Annotated in this window: 18 protein-coding genes; 8 read left to right on the top strand and 10 right to left on the bottom strand. The window is 63.4% G+C overall.

The annotated features are described in order from the left end of the window. Positions 1-16 precede the first annotated feature (16 nt). From ACELLULO517_RS24650 to ACELLULO517_RS24620, 7 genes are all read right to left on the bottom strand, one after another. Entirely contained in the window at positions 17-1,534 is a 1,518-nt protein-coding gene (locus ACELLULO517_RS24650) for a sodium:solute symporter family protein (RefSeq protein WP_227310102.1), read from the bottom strand. Positions 1,535-1,649: 115 nt separating this feature from the next. Continuing rightward, complete coding sequence (locus tag ACELLULO517_RS24645) at positions 1,650-2,351, bottom strand: ABC transporter ATP-binding protein (RefSeq protein ID WP_227310101.1); 702 nt, start codon at positions 2,349-2,351, stop codon at positions 1,650-1,652. Further along, positions 2,351-3,070, bottom strand: coding sequence for an ATP-binding cassette domain-containing protein (locus tag ACELLULO517_RS24640; protein WP_227310100.1), 720 nt, complete (start codon positions 3,068-3,070; stop codon positions 2,351-2,353). The genes ACELLULO517_RS24645 and ACELLULO517_RS24640 overlap by 1 nt, the downstream gene beginning before the upstream one ends. Next, positions 3,067-4,131, bottom strand: coding sequence for a branched-chain amino acid ABC transporter permease (locus ACELLULO517_RS24635; RefSeq protein WP_227310099.1), 1,065 nt, complete (start codon positions 4,129-4,131; stop codon positions 3,067-3,069). The genes ACELLULO517_RS24640 and ACELLULO517_RS24635 overlap by 4 nt, the downstream gene beginning before the upstream one ends. Positions 4,132-4,142: 11 nt before the next feature. Then, on the bottom strand, positions 4,143-5,009 hold the full coding sequence (locus ACELLULO517_RS24630; protein WP_227310098.1) for a branched-chain amino acid ABC transporter permease: 867 nt from the start codon (positions 5,007-5,009) through the stop codon (positions 4,143-4,145). A 95-nt stretch (positions 5,010-5,104) separates the two neighbouring features. Continuing rightward, the gene (locus ACELLULO517_RS24625; protein WP_227310097.1) at positions 5,105-6,352 is read right to left on the bottom strand and encodes an urea ABC transporter substrate-binding protein; all 1,248 of its coding nucleotides are present in this window, start codon (positions 6,350-6,352) and stop codon (positions 5,105-5,107) included. Between the two features lie 279 nt (positions 6,353-6,631). After that, entirely contained in the window at positions 6,632-7,354 is a 723-nt protein-coding gene (locus ACELLULO517_RS24620; RefSeq protein WP_227310096.1) for an SDR family oxidoreductase, read from the bottom strand. 128 nt (positions 7,355-7,482) lie between these two features. Here ACELLULO517_RS24620 and ACELLULO517_RS24615 point away from each other — a divergent pair, with 128 nt between their 5' ends. The 3 genes from ACELLULO517_RS24615 (at position 7,483) to ACELLULO517_RS24605 (ending at position 9,313) form a co-directional block, all read left to right on the top strand. Continuing rightward, positions 7,483-7,920, top strand: coding sequence for a YajG family lipoprotein (locus ACELLULO517_RS24615; protein ID WP_227310095.1), 438 nt, complete (start codon positions 7,483-7,485; stop codon positions 7,918-7,920). A gap of 200 nt (positions 7,921-8,120) precedes the next feature. Continuing rightward, positions 8,121-8,876 carry an SDR family NAD(P)-dependent oxidoreductase gene (locus tag ACELLULO517_RS24610; RefSeq protein ID WP_227310094.1) on the top strand — a complete coding sequence of 252 codons (756 nt, stop codon included), beginning with the start codon at positions 8,121-8,123 and terminating at the stop codon, positions 8,874-8,876. 122 nt (positions 8,877-8,998) lie between these two features. After that, a complete protein-coding gene (locus tag ACELLULO517_RS24605) occupies positions 8,999-9,313 on the top strand; it encodes a cupin domain-containing protein (protein ID WP_227310093.1) in 315 nt (104 codons plus the stop codon). A gap of 156 nt (positions 9,314-9,469) precedes the next feature. Here ACELLULO517_RS24605 and ACELLULO517_RS24600 read toward each other — a convergent pair whose 3' ends face one another. The 3 genes from ACELLULO517_RS24600 to ACELLULO517_RS24590 all read right to left on the bottom strand — a co-directional run bounded on the left by ACELLULO517_RS24600 (position 9,470) and on the right by ACELLULO517_RS24590 (position 12,788). Continuing rightward, the gene (locus ACELLULO517_RS24600) at positions 9,470-10,489 is read right to left on the bottom strand and encodes an asparaginase (protein WP_227310092.1); all 1,020 of its coding nucleotides are present in this window, start codon (positions 10,487-10,489) and stop codon (positions 9,470-9,472) included. A 31-nt stretch (positions 10,490-10,520) separates the two neighbouring features. Beyond that, positions 10,521-11,222 (bottom strand): M48 family metallopeptidase, encoded by a 702-nt coding sequence (locus tag ACELLULO517_RS24595; RefSeq protein ID WP_227310091.1) that lies wholly within the window; start codon positions 11,220-11,222, stop codon positions 10,521-10,523. Positions 11,223-11,375: 153 nt separating this feature from the next. Next, complete coding sequence (locus ACELLULO517_RS24590; RefSeq protein WP_227310147.1) at positions 11,376-12,788, bottom strand: NAD(P)H-dependent flavin oxidoreductase; 1,413 nt, start codon at positions 12,786-12,788, stop codon at positions 11,376-11,378. Positions 12,789-12,932: 144 nt separating this feature from the next. On the opposite strand from ACELLULO517_RS24590, the gene ACELLULO517_RS24585 reads away from it, so the two are divergent. The 5 genes from ACELLULO517_RS24585 to ACELLULO517_RS24565 all read left to right on the top strand — a co-directional run bounded on the left by ACELLULO517_RS24585 (position 12,933) and on the right by ACELLULO517_RS24565 (position 17,289). Beyond that, positions 12,933-13,901 (top strand): pseudouridine-5'-phosphate glycosidase, encoded by a 969-nt coding sequence (locus ACELLULO517_RS24585; protein ID WP_227310090.1) that lies wholly within the window; start codon positions 12,933-12,935, stop codon positions 13,899-13,901. 43 nt (positions 13,902-13,944) lie between these two features. Beyond that, positions 13,945-14,790 carry an N-formylglutamate amidohydrolase gene (locus ACELLULO517_RS24580; protein WP_227310089.1) on the top strand — a complete coding sequence of 282 codons (846 nt, stop codon included), beginning with the start codon at positions 13,945-13,947 and terminating at the stop codon, positions 14,788-14,790. 26 nt (positions 14,791-14,816) lie between these two features. Then, on the top strand, positions 14,817-15,107 hold the full coding sequence (locus ACELLULO517_RS24575; protein WP_227310088.1) for a nucleotidyltransferase family protein: 291 nt from the start codon (positions 14,817-14,819) through the stop codon (positions 15,105-15,107). A gap of 75 nt (positions 15,108-15,182) precedes the next feature. Further along, positions 15,183-16,226, top strand: coding sequence for an LLM class flavin-dependent oxidoreductase (locus ACELLULO517_RS24570; RefSeq protein WP_227310087.1), 1,044 nt, complete (start codon positions 15,183-15,185; stop codon positions 16,224-16,226). A 100-nt stretch (positions 16,227-16,326) separates the two neighbouring features. Continuing rightward, positions 16,327-17,289 carry a 2-hydroxyacid dehydrogenase gene (locus ACELLULO517_RS24565; RefSeq protein ID WP_227310086.1) on the top strand — a complete coding sequence of 321 codons (963 nt, stop codon included), beginning with the start codon at positions 16,327-16,329 and terminating at the stop codon, positions 17,287-17,289. Positions 17,290-17,300: the final 11 nt, after the last annotated feature.

Below are 17,300 nucleotides of genomic sequence, written 5' to 3'. Positions count from 1 at the left end.
CAGGCCCGATTCTCAATCAAGCGCGGCGGGGCTTCAGCGCCAGCGCGCCGATGGCGCCGGCAGAGGGCGTTTTGGTGGAGGTCAGCGCAAACAATCCGTCGACGCGCTTGGTCTCTTCCGCCGTCACCGGCAGGAAGTAGGCGCAGGCCGCGTAGATCAGGAAGTTGATCACGAGCGCGATGACGCCCGACGTCAGGCCCCAGGCCCAGGTGATGCTGGTCGGGTAGATCGATTGCAGGATCACCGCCGCGATGAAGCCGACGACGACGCCGCCGATGGCACCCGCCTTGTTGCCGCGCTTCCAGAAGACGCCGAGATATTGCGGCACCGCCAGCTGGATGATGCCCTGGTAGGACAGGATCGCCAGCATGAACAGATGCGGAATGGCGATGGTCGAGAGCCAGGCGGCGACGATGGTGACGACCAGCATGCCGATCTTGGCGATGATGACCGACTGCTTGTGGTTCAGCGGCTTGTAGACGCCGATGATATCATTGGCGATCTGCGCGCCGGAGGCCTGAATATTGCCGTCGACATTGCCCATGGTCGCGGCCAGCACGACGACGCCGCCGAGGCCGAGCAGGAAGGGACCGCCCGCCATCTGGCAGACCGTGAACCACATGGCTTCCGGGGCCTTGGCCACTTCCGGCAGGAAGCTCGCGAGCAGACCGAGAATGACGAGGCCGCCCGCGAAGAGGAAGGACAGCGGTGCCCCGAGGGCGCCCGCACGCTGCACGCTGCGCACGCTATTGGCCGTATAGAGGCGGATGAAGATCGACGGCCAGCACCACCCGCCGAGCGCGCCCGAGAAGATGATCGCGAAGACGTAAAGCGGGCCGACGCCGGAGCCCAGACCCGGCAGTGTCACCTTGGCCGCCGGCAGATGCGTCAGGCTGAAACCATGGTCGAAGATGAGCCAGAGGATCAGGCTGATGATGATGATCGTGCCGCCGATATAGGCTGCCACACCCTGCAGCATGTCGGACAGAATGACCCCGCGCATCCCCATGCGGATGGTCCAGAACTGACGGATGACCATCAGCAGCACGCCGGCGATCACCGCCTCGGTCGCGCCCATCTTGCCGAAGGACATCGCCTGGAACAGATCGCCCAAGCCCTTAAAGCCCAGGATCAGCCAGGGGATTCCGGAAATGATGCCAACGACGGCACCGATCACCGAAAGGCCATGCGAATTATACCGCAGCGCAAAAAGATCCGGCTGGGTCTTCAGATCGAACAGCTTGCCCCAGATCCAGACACGTTCCGCCATGACATACATGAGGACGACGGTGAGAAGGCTGTAGACCAGGAAATAGAAGGATATGACGCCGCCGCTGGCGGCAAGGCCGGTAATGGCCAGAAAGATGCCGCCGGGCCACCAGGTATTGAGGAAGGACATCGCCTGGTAGAAGGGCCCGAAGGAGCGGTTCGCGACCGCATAATCGGTGAATGATTTGTCAGAGACATGGGCCATCTGAAGAACGATGATGACCGCCACACAAAATAACGCAACCAAGCCAAATGTAATGATCATGGTGCTGCCATTGCTGAAAGAGATGACGCAATTCTTTCAGCCTAACACATCACCGAACCGTTACAAGACGAAGTCACGGCCCCTTCCTAAAGAAACCGCGACCTCCGGTCCTGCGTCAGACCATGCCGACAAATTCTTCCATCATGGCGCGGTCTTTCGCGACGTGCGGCGGCACTTCGCGGATGATGAGGCCCTTCTGCAGAATCAGCACCCGCTCGGACAGCGAGGTGATGAAGTTGAGATTCTGCTCGACCAGCAGAATCGTCAGGCTCCGCTCCCGTCCCAGCTTCTGCAAAGTCTCGATCATCTCCTCGATGATGGAAGGCTGAATGCCTTCCGTCGGCTCGTCGAGCAGAATGAATTTCGGACCGCCGCACAGGCATCGGGCGAGTGCCAGCAATTGCTGCTCGCCACCGGACAATGCGCCGCCCGGCCGTTCCAGCAACCGCTCCAGCCGCGGGAAATCCGCGAGGATGGAATCGATCGTCGGCTTCTCCGCCTGCTTCGCCATCAGGCAGCCCATGCGCAGATTTTCATAGACGCTGAGGCTGGAAAAAATCTCGCGCCCCTGCGGCACATAGCCGATGCCCATACGCGCCCGCGCCGTCGGCGACAGACCCTTCAGGCTTTTGCCGTCGAACGTGATGTCGCCGCCGGTCACGGGCAGATAACCCATCAAGGTGCGCAGCAGCGTCGATTTGCCCATGCCGTTATGGCCGAGGATGCCGACGAATTCGCCGTCTTTCACGTCAAGATTGATACCGGCGAGAATGGGAATGCGGCCGTAGCCGGAGCGGAGATCCGTGACGTTCAACATCAGTGGGCCTGCTTTCCGAGATAGACGTCGCGCACGCCGGGATCGGCCAGAACCGCCTCGACCTGATTTTCGATCAGGATCTTGCCGCGATTGAAGACCGTCACCGTCTTGGCGATCATGCGGATGAACTGCATGTCGTGTTCGACCACGACCAGCGCCTGTTTTTTGTTGATCTCGCGGATCAGCTCCGCCGTGCGCAGCACTTCCTCATGCGTCATGCCGGCGGCCGGTTCGTCGAGTAGGATGAGGTCCGGCTCCTGCGCCAGCACGGTCGCAATCTCCACCCATTGCCGCTGACCATGGGCAAGCTGGCCCACCATGCGGTCGGCGATCGGCGTCAGCTGCAACAGATCCATCGTCTCATCCACGATCTGCCGCGCGCGACGCAGGGACTTCTTGCGCCCGGCCGCGATGCCGATGCCTTCGCGGACCGTCAGCCCGTTGAAGACATTCGGCACCTGCGTCTTGATGCCGACGCCGAGCCGCGCGATCACATGCGGATGCGCGCCGGTAATGTCCTGGCCGCGAAAGCGCACCACGCCTTCCGTCGGGCGCAGCTGGCCGGTCAGGACCTTGAAGAAGGTGCTTTTGCCGGCGCCGTTGGGGCCGATCAGGCAGCGCAGCTCGACCTCATCCAGCTTGAGATTGACGTCCTGCACGGCGGCCACACCGCCGAAACGCATGGTGACGTTTTCGGCTTCCAGCAGAGGGACGCTCATTGGCTGACCTCCTGCGATACGGAGGGCGTGAGCGCCGGTCCTGGCGATTTGACCGGCATCAGGCGACGGAAGCCGTTGCGGATGACGGGCACCACACCCTGCGGCACCAGCAGCACGAAGGCCACCAGCACGATGCCGAGCAGCAGGTTCGGGTCGATGACATGCTGCCCGCCGGCGAGGTTGATCAGATACTGGATGCCGACGGCGCCGAAGATCGGCCCGACCAGCGTGCCAAGGCCGCCGACCAGCACGTAGATGATGACCTGGGCCGACATCGTCAGGCTGAAGACGGTCGGGCTGATGAAGGCGCCCCAATTGGTATAGAGGCAGCCTGCCACGCCGGAAATGCCGGCACCGATGACGAAGGTCAGCAGTTTGAACAGGCGCGGGTCGTAGCCCAGCAGCTGGGCGCGCGTCTCATTCTCGCGGATCGCGACCACGACGCGGCCGAACCGCGTCGCCAATATCCATTTCAGCATGATGTAGCAGAGGATCAGCGCCCCCATCGCCGCATACCAAAGGCCGGTCGTATCCAGCTGCGCATCCGGATCACCCGGAATATTCAGCGGCGGCACCGAAGGGATGCCGTTGAAGCCGCCCAAGGGGGCCTGGCCGATATGATAGATATCGCCCGAGGTCGAGTTGAAGAGATCGAACAGGATGATGGCGACGGTCAGCGTGATGACGCCGATATAGGCGTCCGAAATACGGCCGTAGAACATGAAATAGCCGAGCAGGGCCGCGAACAGCATCGGCACGATGATGGCGAGCGCGACGGCCCCCGTCGTGTCCGTCATGTTCAGCGCCCCCACGGCATAGGCATAGCCGCCGAGGCCGAGGAAGGCGGACTGGCCGAAGCACAGGATGCCGCCGAAACCCCAGATGAACCCCTGCGCCAGGGCGAAGATCGCGAGCGCCGCGAAAACGGTCAGCTGCAGCAGGCCGAAAGTGCCGGTCACCATCGGCGCGCCGACCAGCAGCACCAGGCCCGCGACCACGACCGCGATGGGGCCCCAGATCCCGCCCGAGGTCTCGGCGCGCTTCAATTTACGGAAGATCATCGCACTCCCCCTTACAGGCTGCGCCGCAGGAAGCGGCCGGTGATGCCTTGCGGCAGGATGCGGATCATGACGACGGCGGCGAGAAGCAGCGCCACCTCGCCGATAACCGGCGTCGATTTGAAGGAGACGAAGGTATCGATGAAGCCGAACAGGCCCGAGGCGAGCGAGGTGCCCGTGACGATCGCGGCACCGCCGCCCAGCACGGTGATGAAGGCTTTGGCGATGAAGGCCGCGCCCATGACCGGGGAAACGCCCGAGATCGGCGCCAGAACGCCGCCGGCGAGGCCCGCAAGACCCGCACCGAGAGCGAAGGTCGCCATATAGATCGTGGGCGGTGCCACGCCGAGGGCGGCTGCCATATTCGGGTTCTGCATCGTCGCGCGGACGATCAGGCCGTAGCGCGTCATGCTCAGCATGGCATAGAGCCCGACGAGCGCCAGGACGGCGACCACGATGATGACGACGCCGTACAGGCTCGCCGCGTAATGGCCGATGGAAAAGCTGCCGACAGGTGTCGAAACGCCGCGCGGATCATTGCCGAAAATGCTGGTCATAAGGCCGATCAGGCCCAGGCTCAGCCCCCAGGTGGCAAGCATCGTGTCGATCATCCGGCCATATAGAAAGCGGATGAGGCAGCGTTCCACGACAAGGCCGACAAGGCCCACGAAGACCGGCGCGATGATCAGCATCGCGATCCAGATATTGATGCCATGGGCGGTCGCGACATAGGTCGCATAGGCGCCGAGCATCATGAATTCGCCATGCGCCAGATTGATGATCTTCATCATGCCGTAGATCACGCCGAGCCCGACGGTGATCAGGGCGATGGTGCCAATGCCGACCAGGATATTGAAGCCAACAAGGCCATAAAGGTCCACGCCGCGTCTCCTAAAGCCAAAACAAGCGAATGCACTGCGATGCAAGACGCGGAAGCGCGGGAGCCAAAGCTCCGCACGCTTCCGCCTTCGGAACATCAGTCCACGTTGACGATGAACTGCTTATCCATGCGCGGGTTCTTGATCAGATCGCAGACGGCGGCAGTATCGGCCGGCGGCGACGCCGGATAGGTGTCCTGGATCACCCATTCCGCCTTCTCGGCCTTGGCGAGATAGGCGTTGTGGATGACGTGATGGGTCGCGGGGTCCATGGTCGCCTTGCCCGAGGGCCCGTCGATCGTGATGCCGCTTTCCAGCGCCTTGATCACCGGCAGGCGATCGATCGTGCCGGCCTTCTTCACGCCTTCGGCCCAGAACATCATGCCTTCATACGACGCGGAATCGAGCTCGCTCAGCATCGGCAAACCCTTGCCGAACATCGCCGTCATACCGTCCAGGAAGGACTTGGAACCGGCGCCCGGCACGGTCGGATACCAGCCGAAGGCGGAGATGATGCCGTCGGTCACGGACGCATCCATCGAGTTCAGCTCGTTCGACAGGCCGAAGACCGAGGACGCGACGGGGATCTTGCTCTTCATGCCGGCGGCCGCCCACTGGCGATAGAAGCCGAGATGGTTGGCACCGACCAGCGGCGAGAGCACGAAATCCGGGCTGGCCTGCTGGATCTTGCTGATGGTCGCCGAGAAGTCGGTCACGTCGAGCGGGAAGAAGTCGGTTTCCAGAACCTGGCCGCCGCCCTCACGCGTGTATTTCGTCATCCACTTGGCAGTGATATGGCCGTAATTGTAGTCGGCCGCGATGATATAGGTCTTCTTGCCCCAGTTCTTCAGCGCATAAGGCACGATATGGCTGACGGTCTGCGCGGGCGTGGTGCCGGTGCAGAAGATGTCGCGGTCGCAGACGCCGCCTTCATACTGGGTATTGTAGAAATACAGGGTCTTGAACCGGTCGAAAATCGGGCGGATCGCTTCGCGCGAGGCCGAGGTGATGCCGCCGTGAACGACGGCGACCTTGTCCTTCAGCGCCAGCTGCTGCGCATACTGCGTATAGAGCTGCATGCTGGACTGCGTATCATACACCACCAGCTGCAGCGGACGCCCGAGCAGGCCGCCCTGGTCATTGATGACCTTCACCGCATATTGCGTCGCCTGCAGCATGGGCTGGCCGCTGAGGCCGAGCGGCCCGGACTGATCGAGCAGGCAGCCGACCTTGATCGGCTCGGCGGCGAGCGCGTTGCGGGCGATGAACGGCGTCGAAAGCGCGGTTCCGCCCAGGGCGGCACCCAGCTTCAAAAAGCCGCGACGGGTGCCAGTTGATTGGCTCATGCTTATGTCCCTGCGATGAAAAAGGCGCGAAAAAACAAAACAGCGGATCGACCTTGCGGCCGCTCAAACCGTTTTTCGCAAGCCCCGTGCCAAAGCAGGTTCGGCTTGGCCAGGGATGGAGCCCGGCCGGTATCGGCGCGCACAAAGGGGCCGGTCAGGCACAAAAGAAGGGCGCACATGCGCCGCCTGCCCATTTTATGCTCAGGATGACTGTCGCATCCTGATCACAATCGGCGCAGCCAAGCTTGCTAAGCGTGCGCTCAGCAAGCTTGTTACGTCTTAGAACGTCTGCGTCGTCGGCGTTATCGTCATCTCATGCATCGTCACCGACTGCGGCAGTTCGTAGGCGAAAAGCATAGTGCGGCCGACGATTTCGGCATCGATACCACCGTCCATGGCGTCCCGCCCCTTCGACCAGAATTCATAGGCATTCCTGTCGGTAATGCTGCTCGCGATATCGGATTTGGTGACGCCGGGGGAAATCACCATGACGCGCACATCATGCGCCGACATGGTCTGACGCATACCTTCCGAAACGGCATGCACAAAATGCTTGGTGCCACCATAGACGTCGTGATGCGGATAGACCTTCCGTCCGGCGATGGAAGAGACGTTGATAATGGTACCATGCCGTCGCGCCTTCATGCCGCCGGCCACCGCATGCATGCCGTTCAGCACGCCGATGCAATTGACGTCGATCAGATCGCGCCATTCCGCCGGGTCCTGCTCATCCAGCCGCGCCAGACGCGCGATGCCGGCGTTATTGATCAGGCAGTCGACCGGACCGAAGGCGTCCTCACCCTGTTTCAGGGCCGCAACCATGGCGTCGTAATCGCGCACATCCGCGGCCACCGCCACCGTATTCGGCAAGCCCATGGCCTCGATCAGGTCCAAGCGCCGGGCAACCAGCAACAAGGGATAGCCGGCGGCGGAAAAAACCCGGGCCGTCGCCTGCCCGATACCGGCACTGGCCCCGGTGATGAAAACCAGCGGCTTTGTCATGGTCCATTCCTTCCCACACAAGATACTGCTACCGAACGTTGCTTGAACAAATTATTGACCAATCACGTTCCAGCGAGTACCAGCTTGTCGTCTTATTGACCCTTCCTTTTGGGAAAAGGTAGCGCCGCATGAAGCGCGTTTTTATAGTTGCAACGCTGCTACTCCTGGCAGGCTGCGCGGTCAATGCAAGCACGATCGTCGCTCCAAGGCCGTCAGCCTCCGCAGACAGTGACGCTGTCACGGTCAACGCGACCGTGGCCGCCGGGCGTCAGGTTCAACTCAACAAGATTTTCTTTCTCAATCCGGATTGCACTCTTATCGGCTATGCTGAGATCCGCGTGGGCGCCGCACCGGCCCACGGCACCGTCACGGTGCAGCAAGGGGATTTCTACGCCGCTTACCCGGCGAGCAATCAGCGCTATGCCTGCAACCTGAAACCGCAGGGCGGTGTCACGACCTTTTACAGGGCGGCACCGGGCTATACCGGGCCTGACAGCCTGACGCTCGACGTGGTCGCTCCGAACGGACGGATTCGTCTCGAAACATTCCATTTGAACGTTCAGTAGATCTGAGGCGGCTGACGGTTTTTCCGTTGCCGTGAGCGACATGGCGAAAGCATCCAATGCCAGAACGGCATTCCGTAACAACAGCAAGCTGAGGATAACAGGCTTAGCATCGATGCCGTGGCGGACGACGGCCGCCGTGACAGAACGGCGCGCAAGCGGTATCAAAGCGTTTAAGGCATAAAAAAATACGGAGGATTATCATGGGCATAGAAGCCATCGCCCAAAGCTTCACGGCGGCATTCAGCGGACGTCACGTGGTTGTATCCGGCGGCACCAGCGGTATCGGCCTGGCCATGGCGGAAGGATTCGCCGCCGCCGGCGCTGTGGTGACCGCGACCGGCAGCTCCCAAACCAAAATCGACGCGCTGACGGCAGCCCCTGCCCGCCCCGGCCTCAGCTTCGCGCGGCTGGACGTGCAGGACAGTGCTGCCGTCGACGCCTTCTTTCAGGGCCTGACGCAGCTGGACGTGCTGGTGAATTGCCAGGGCGTCGCCAAGCCGGGGACCGAGTGGGAGGAGGCCGATTTCCTGACGGTGATCGACATCAACCTCAACAGCGCCATGCGCCTGTCCCGCAGCGCCTTGCCGCTGCTTCTTGAAAGCCGTGGCAATATCATCAATGTCGCCTCGATGCTCAGCTATCTGGCCGATGAGGCGGTGCCTGCCTATACGGCGAGCAAGACCGGCATCGTCGGGCTGACACGCGCCATGGCGCATCGCTATGGTCCCCAGGGTGTGCGTGTCAACGCCATCGCGCCCGGCTACCACAAGACCGATATGACGCGGGCCTTGTGGGAAAATTCGCCGAGCAAAGAAAAGATCGCCGAGCGCGCCGCTTTGAAGCGCTGGGGATTGGCCGAGGATCTGGTCGGCCCGACGCTGTTCCTGGCCTCACCCGCCGCGGCATTCGTGACCGGCATCATCCTGCCGGTCGATGGCGGCTATCACAGCGGCTGAGTTGTCGAAACCTCGCGCAGGCGCTGCAACAACGGCGCCTGTGAAGGCCGTGACAGAGACCAAGCCCGTGCTAGGATCGCGGCCTTGTTCCATACCGTCACCTTGCGGAGGCCTATCAGCTTATGACGTTTGCTTGCGAAATTCCCGCCGTTCCGACCGTGCAACGCGATGACGAGGATCTGCGCATCACGCGATGGGATTTTGCGGTCGGCGCCGCGACCGGCTGGCACGAACACGGCTGGCCCTATTTCGTGATCATGATCACCGATGGCACGCTCCGCGTTCATAACGGCGAGACCATTATCGAAAACCCGCTGACGCTCGGGCAAAGCTACGCCCGTCCGTCCGGCATCCAGCATGACGTGATGAACGGCTCCCCCCACCCGATCGCCTTCGTGGAGATCGAGATCAAGCGCCCGCAAGCTATTCCGTTCTAAGCTGTCATAGTCTGTGCCGACCACACCGCGTCATCCGCGCAGTCGTTGCGCGGAACGACCCGCTTGGGCGCCCTGACGCTGTTGGGACGCCGCGGCGGGTGGATGCGCGGAACAGGTCCGCGCACGACAGACTTGGGGCGATTCCATTCTGAGCTTTTAGTCGGCCACGCGCGCGACAGCCTCTGCGAAGGCCGCGCGCGCTGCGACGCTGTCCAGCGGCCCGACGTCACCCAGCAGGACAGAGAGCAGAATGCGCGCTTTCTGCCCTGTCAGGTCGCCCGCGAAAATCGCCCCGGCCTTTGCCAGATCAACCCCACCGCCATTGCCATAGACGGGCTTCACCCGCCCTTCCCCGCAGCGCGAGGTGATGAGGACAGGAATGCCCTTCGCCACGGCATCTTGTGTTGCCTGCACAAAAGCAGGCGGGCAATTGCCAAGCCCGAAGGCTTCCAGCACGAAGCCACGCGTGCCGTTCGCCATCGCCCAGCGCATGAAGCTGTCATCCATACCCATGGCCATCTTGATCAGCGCGACCGCAGGCTCCACCCGCTGAGCCGGGAGAAGGCAAAGGTCCGCCGGGCGGCGATACAGCCGCACCGCGCCTTCATCGACCAGACCCAGTTTGCCGTGATCGGCGGAATTGAAGGTCCCGGGCCGAGATGTATGCGTCTTGCGAACATCCCGCGCGGCATGAAAAACCCCGTCGAACAGGATGACGGTGCCGATGTCGCGTGCGAGTGGGGAGGCCGCCAGCTGTACCGCCTCGGTCAGATTGCGGGGACCGTCCGTATCGGCCTCCTCCGCATTGCGCTGCGCGCCGGTGAAAACCACGGGCTTGTCGGCCGGCACCGTCAGACCGACAAGGAAGGCGCTTTCCTCCATGGTATCCGTGCCGTGGGTCACGACCACGCCCAGCACGCTCGGCTCAGCCAGCACAGCCGCGATGCGCTGCGCCAACCCGAAAGCGGTCGGCAAGTCCATGCGGAAACTATTGACGTTGCAGAAGGCCTCCGCACGCAGCGTGACACCCGGCGGCACGCCTTGCACCAGCGCCGCCATGTCATCCGCGCCGATGGCCGCGACAAAGGCGTCCGCCGCCGCATCATGGCGAGACGCGATGGTCCCGCCCGTGGTCAGAAGGACGACCTCGCCCTTCACGTCTGAATAAGCCGGCAAGACAGAACTCCTGTGGAAGACAGATAGCGGGTCAGCCGATTCGCATCAGGCTGATACCGTCGAGGCGCAACCAGTCGGAGGCGCGCTCCCAACCGGGGCAAAGCACGGCGACCAGGGCCCAGAAGGCCGCACCATGGTTGAGGTAGCGCAGATGCGCGACCTCATGCGCCGCGACATAATCCTGCACGAAAGGCGGCGCCATCACCAGCCGCCAGCTGAAGGCCAGCGAGCCGTCCGGCGCGCAACTGCCCCAGCGGCTGCGGGTGTCCTTGATCAGAATGCGGCGCGGCTTCAGCCCGATCTGACCGGCATGGGCCCAGGCCAGGGTCGAAAGGCGCCGCCGCGCCTCCTGCCGCAGAAAATCACCCACACGTCGCGGCAGAAAGCTGTCGTCGCCTGTCACATGCAGGACGCCATCCGCCACCCAGGCAGCGCCCCGCGCCTCCGGCAGATGACGGATCACATGAGGAATGCCGTCAACCGGCACGGTCTCGCCGGCGGCGAAAGACACACCGCTCGGCAAAGCCGCCAGCCGGCTGGAAACCCAATGGCCGTTTTCCAGCAACAGCGCCATGCCCGCGCGTTTGGAGGAGCGCGGCGGCAGGGTGACGACAACGGCGCCGTGCCGCGCGTCGATGCGCAGACTGATGCGCTGCGCACGCTCGCTCCGCCGCCATATCACCTGCGCCGCGCCGCCCGGCAAAGCCAGTGTCTCGCGGCTCAGCTCAGCCATGGGAAAGTCTTTGCATGATGGGGTCAGTCTGCCCCAGCCGTCACCGATGGCTCAAGCGCATTCGGCGCTCGGCCGCTGCCGGCAAGGCCGCAGATATGACAGCAGATCAGAAAAAAGATAAGGGGGACGCGTGCGCCACGCGCCCCCTTCCGGTCAGCGCCCGGTCTTGATCCGGTCGATCAGCTGGCGAACGGTCGGGATGAAGCCGTTGGAATAAAACGGGTCCAAGCCGAAGCGATAGCCGTTATGCCCGCTGAACATGAGGTTGTTCTCGGCGGTGACCTCGTCCTTCGCATCATGCCCGATATTCTGCAGGGTCTTCTGAATGCAGAAGCTGCGCGGATCGGCCTTCTTGCCGTTGGTATAGTCCGGCCCTTCCTGACCCCAGTTGGAGAAGCGGCACTGGCTGAGGCAGCCCATGCAATCGACCTGATCCTGATAGATCTGGCCGGCGCGCTCCGGCGTCACAAAGATCAGCGTCGTATCCGGAGTACGCAGCGCCTCGATGAAGCCCTGGGCCACCCATTGCCGCACGCGCGTCAGATCAGGCTTGGTCAGATAGACGATGCGCTTGCGCGGACCGACGCCGAATTCCGCCGTATGCTCACCCACCACCTCGGTCGTATAGGCGACCTGGCGTTCGCTGCGGCCGCGCAGTTCCTGCATGAACTCGTTGTTCACGGCGCTGGAATAGAAGCCCGTCGGGCTGAAGCGGTTGAGGAAGATATCCCCCTTCTTCAGCGTCAGCAGCTTCTGCTTCCAGCTGTCCCCGATGGGGCTTTCCTGGGTCAGCAGCGGACGGGTGCCGAACTGGAACGCGATGGGGCCGAGTTCGGGATTGTCGATCCAATCCTCCCACTCCTCCAGCCACCAGACGCCGCCGGCCATGATGATGGGCGTGTCGCCCAGGCCGAATTCACGCATCTGCCGGCGCAGAGCCAGCACGCGCGGGAAAGGGTCTTCCGGACGGGACGGGTCTTCGCTGTTCGACAGGCCGTTATGGCCACCGGCCAGCCAAGGGTCCTCATAGACCACACCGCCCAGCAGATTCGAGGCCTTATGATAGGCCCGCTTCCACAGCGCGCTGAAAGCGCGGGCCGAGGAGACGATGGGATAGTAATGGACCCCGAATTTCGTCGCGATATCGGACAGGCGATAGGGCATGCCGGCACCGCAGGTGAGACCGTTGATCAGCCCCTTGGCGCCTTCCAGCACCCCGGTGATCACGCGCTCGGCCCCGCCCATTTCCCACAGGATATTGGCGTTGATCCGGCCGCGGCCGCCATTGATTTCATGCGCGCGCTGCGCCTGGGCGATGCCGCCCTTGATGGCGTAGTCGATCATCTCCTCATGCCGGTCGCGGCGGGTGCGGCCTTCATAGGTCTGCCGTATGATCGTGCCATCGGCGTCGTAGCTATCGGCGTTCACGGCGCTGAAGGTGCCAACGCCGCCCCCGGCCGCCCAGTGGCCACAGCTATTGCCGTCGCTCACAGCTACGCCCTTTCCACCTTCGACGAGGGGAAGAACCTCTGCCCCTCCCATGCGGATCGCATTCAGCGCCTTCATCATTCCAATTCCGATGCGCGCGGAGCTGTGGCTGCCGCGCTGGTCCCTATGTTCTTTGCCCTAAGGGCGATCTGCCCTACAGATGCGGGCGAGGGCCTGCGCCCGAACTCTCATCCACTCAACCGCGAAATGGTGCTGTAACCCATGAACGGCTCTTCGCCCAGCCTTGCCGACCAGCCCACGACCTTGTCCCCTCCCATTACCTTGTCTCGGGATGTGGCGGAAGCGTTACAGTCGCATAGGCCGGTCGTCGCTCTGGAATCGACGATTATCACCCATGGCATGCCGTTTCCCCAGAATCTGGAGATGGCCCGGCAGGTGGAGGCGGATTGCCGCGCCGGCAATGCCGAGCCCGCGACGATCGCCTTGCTGGATGGTGAAATCTTGGTTGGAATGTCGGCCGAGCAGCTGGAGCGACTGGCCAATGCGCCCGCGCCCATGAAGCTGAGCCGGGCCGATCTTGGATTCGCGCTCGCCATGGGCCGTTCGGGCGGGACCACCGTGTCCGCCACCATGATCTGCGCGGCGCTGGCCGGGATCGAGGTTTTCGCCACGGGCGGCATTGGCGGCGTGCATCGGGACGGCCAGGACAGTCTCGATATTTCGGCCGATCTCGACGAATTGGCGCGCACGGCCGTCACCGTCGTCTGTGCCGGCGCCAAGGCCATCCTGGATCTGCCGCGGACCCTGGAATATCTGGAAACCCGCGGGGTTCCGGTGCTGGGCTATCAGACCGACCACTTGCCCGCCTTCTGGAGCCGGGAAAGCCCTTGGCGCCTGCCGATGCGCGCCGATACGCCCGCGCAGATCGCCGCCGTCATGCTGGCCCGTCAGCGCCTCGGCCTCGGTGGCGGCGTTCTGGTGACGAATCCGATCCCGGCCGATGACGAAATCCCCTACGAGACGATGGCCATCCTGGTCGAGGAAGCGCTGCAGGACGCCAAGCGGCAAAGGGTGGAAGGCAAGGCCGTGACCCCTTTCCTGCTCTCCCGCTTGCTGACGCTGAGCGAAGGCCAAAGCCTCACCGCCAATATCGCTCTCGTCCGCAATAATGTGCGCCTGGGCGCGGCCATCGCCTGCGCGCTTGCGGAAAAGAAGGGCAGCACCCCCTGATTGCCTGATGACAGGCAGGCGGCAGGGCGCTTGAATTGGCGCCATGAACTATACAGCCGTTGCAGCGCCCCTCAGCGTGATAGAGCCGGACGTGCAGACGGTCCCGCTCGTCTTCTCCTCCGCGCATTCCGGGGCTGATTATGACGCGCATTTCCTGTCGGAAAGCCGCCTGGAACCGCGGACCCTGCGGCGGAGCGAGGATTACTGCGTCGACCGGCTGTTTGCCGCGGCCCCGGACTATGGCGCGCCGCTGCTCTCGGCCCATTTTCCGCGGGCCTATTGCGACGCGAACCGCGAACCCTGGGAACTCGACCCCCAGATGTTCGAGGACCCGCTGCCGCCCTGGGTGAATACGACCAGCGCCCGCATCGGTGCCGGCCTCGGAACCATCCCCCGCGTCGTCGCCTCTGGCGAGACCATCTATGGCCATAAGCTGCGCTTCGCCGAGGCCGAGGACCGGGTGCGCCGCTGCTGGGACCCCTATCACGCTGCGCTGCGCGGGTTGATCGAACAGACCATGCAGCGCTTCGGCACCTGTTTCCTGATCGATTGCCACTCCATGCCTTCGGTGATGGGCCATGCCACACCCGATTTCGTGCTGGGGGATGCCTATGGCACCGCCTGCGACAGCGCGCTTGTGGCAAAGGTCGAGCAATGCCTGCGCCGCCTCGGCTATTCCGTGCGCCGGAACGATCCTTATGCCGGCGGCTATGTGACGCGGCATTACGGCCGCCCGCGCGACGGCGTGCATGCGCTGCAGATCGAAGTCTCGCGCGGGCTCTATATGGACGAGCGTCGGATCGAGCGGCATAGCGGCTTCACCCGGCTGCAACGCAATCTGACCGATCTGATTGCTTTTCTGGCGCTCGATGGAACTGTGCTATCCTGAGGGCTCCGCTTCCGCTGGACATCGTCATGAAGCCGTCTGCCGCGCTCGCCTTGAAACGCAGTGCCATCCGCTCCCTGGCGGGACGCTACCGGGTGGCAAACCCGCGCGTTTTCGGGTCAGTGGTGAAGGGAATGGATCAGGAAGGCAGCGATCTCGATCTTCTCGTGGATGCGCTGCCTGGCACCACATTGTTCGATCTCGGCGGACTTCAGCACGAATTGGAATCCTTGCTCGGCATCCCCGTCGACATAAGAACGCCGGGAGATTTCTCGGGGAGAATCCTGGCGGAGGTATTGGCTGAGGCTCAGCCGGTGTAACGGAACGATCAATCGCCTGCCTTAAACGAGCCTGATCATCCGCCAGACCACCTCCGTCTTTGAGTGACCAAGCCCATGCAACTCGGCATCTACAGCTTTGGCGAAACCTTTGTGGACACAGCGACGGGCCGCGCGCCGGATGCCGGCCAGCGGTTGCGTGATCTGGTGGAGGAGATCGCACTCGCGGATGCGGTCGGGTTGGATGTCTTCGGCGTCGGTGAGCACCACCGGCCGGACTACGCCGTCTCCTCCCCCGCCGTCGTGCTGGCGGCGGCGGCCGGGCGCACCAAGCGCATCAAGCTGACGACGGCGGTGACGGTGCTGAGTTCGGACGATCCCGTTCGCGTCTTTCAGGATTTCGCGACGCTGGACCAGATTTCCGAGGGCCGGGCCGAGATCACCGCCGGGCGTGGCTCCTTCATCGAATCCTTTCCGCTCTTCGGCTATAATCTTGACGACTACAACGAGCTTTTTACCGAAAAGCTCGACCTGCTGCTGAAGCTGCGGGACGAGGAACGGGTCAGCTGGGCGGGCCGCCATCGCCCGGCGCTGGACGACCAGGCGATCTATCCGCGTCCCTATCAGAAGAAGCTGCCGATCTGGGTCGCGATCGGCGGCACCCCCTCCTCCGCCGCGCGCGCCGCGCGGCTCGGGCTGCCGATGGCGGTCGCCATCATCGGCGGTGAGCCGGTGCGTTTCGCCCCGCTACTGGACTATTACCGTGACCAGGCGATCCGCGCCGGGCGCGACCCGGCTCAACTTCCGATCAGCATCAATAGTCACGGCTTTGTCGCCGAGACGACGGACCAGGCGGCGGATGACTTCTTCCTGCCCCTCAAATCCGTCATGGATCGTCTGGGTGCGGAGCGTGGCTGGGCGCCGATGACCCGCGCCGACTATGATCAGCAGCGCGGTCCGCATGGCGCACTCCTCGTCGGCAGCCCGGAACAGGTCGCCGAGAAAATCCTGTTTCAGCACACCGTTTTCCGCCACCAGCGCTTTCTGTTGCAGGTCTCGGTCGGGCCCATGTCCCATGCCAAGGTCATGAAGGCGATCGAGTTGTTCGGTACCCGCACCGCGCCCATCGTCCGCGCCGAAGTCGCGCGCCGCGGCTATTAAGCTGTGCTTGCGCGCTGGGCTTGACGATCGCGCGCTCTCGACGCCAAATGATGATAGCGATAACACAAACAAGAAGACCGCCGAAAAGGGAGGCAAGGCCATGACGCAGCCAAGCGATGTGGGAGACATGCGGCCCGAAATCCTCATGATGACGGCCCTGCCGCAATGGGACATGGAACCGCTGGACGCTGCCTACCGCATCCATCGCTATTGGGAAGCGCGTGACAAGCAGGCGCTGCTCGCAGACTGCAAGCTTGTGCGGGCGATCCTGACCACGGGTCATATCGGCGCCGATGCCGCTCTTCTGTCAGCCCTTCCGGCCGTCGAAATGGTCGCCTGCTTCGGGGTCGGCGTCGACGGCGTCGATTTCCAGGCGACCCGCGCCCGCGGCCTTCCCGTCACCAATACGCCCGATGTGCTGACCGGCGATGTGGCGGACCTCGCGATCGGGCTGGCGCTGGCCGTGATGCGCGAGATTCCTAAGGCTGACACGCATGTGCGGTCCGGCACTTGGAAAAGCAGCGAATTGCCGCTCGCCCGGCGTTTCTTCGGCTGCAAGCTGGGCATTGTCGGCATGGGCCGCATCGGCATCGCGACCGCCGAGCGGGCAAAGGGCTTCGGCTGCGACATCGGCTATTTCAACCGCACCGCGAAGCCGTCCCTGCCCTATCAGGCCTTCGATACGGTCCAGGCGCTGGCTGGCTGGGCCGACGTCGTGATCGTGACGCTCGCCGGGGGCGCCGGCACCCGCGCCATCATGGACCGAACAGCGATCCAGGCGCTGGGTCCACAGGGTTTCCTGGTGAACGTCTCGCGCGGCTCGACGGTGGATGAGGCCGCGCTGATCGAAGCATTGCAGACCGGCGGCATCGCGGGCGCCGGTCTGGATGTCTTCCTGAACGAGCCCAATATCGATCCGCGTTTCGCAAACCTCTCCAATACCGTGCTGATGCCCCATATGGGGAGTGCGACGACCGAGACGCGCCAGGCCATGGGCCAGTTGGTGCGGGACAATCTTGCCGCCCATTTCGCGGGTCAGCCGCTGCTGACCCCCGTCGAGTAAGGATCACCACC

Source organism: Acidisoma cellulosilyticum (assembly GCF_020621385.1).
GTDB classification, from domain to species: Bacteria; Pseudomonadota; Alphaproteobacteria; order Acetobacterales; family Acetobacteraceae; genus Acidisoma; species Acidisoma cellulosilyticum.
Note: the sequence above shows the minus strand (reverse complement) of the source record. Positions and strands in the feature narration are given on the sequence as shown.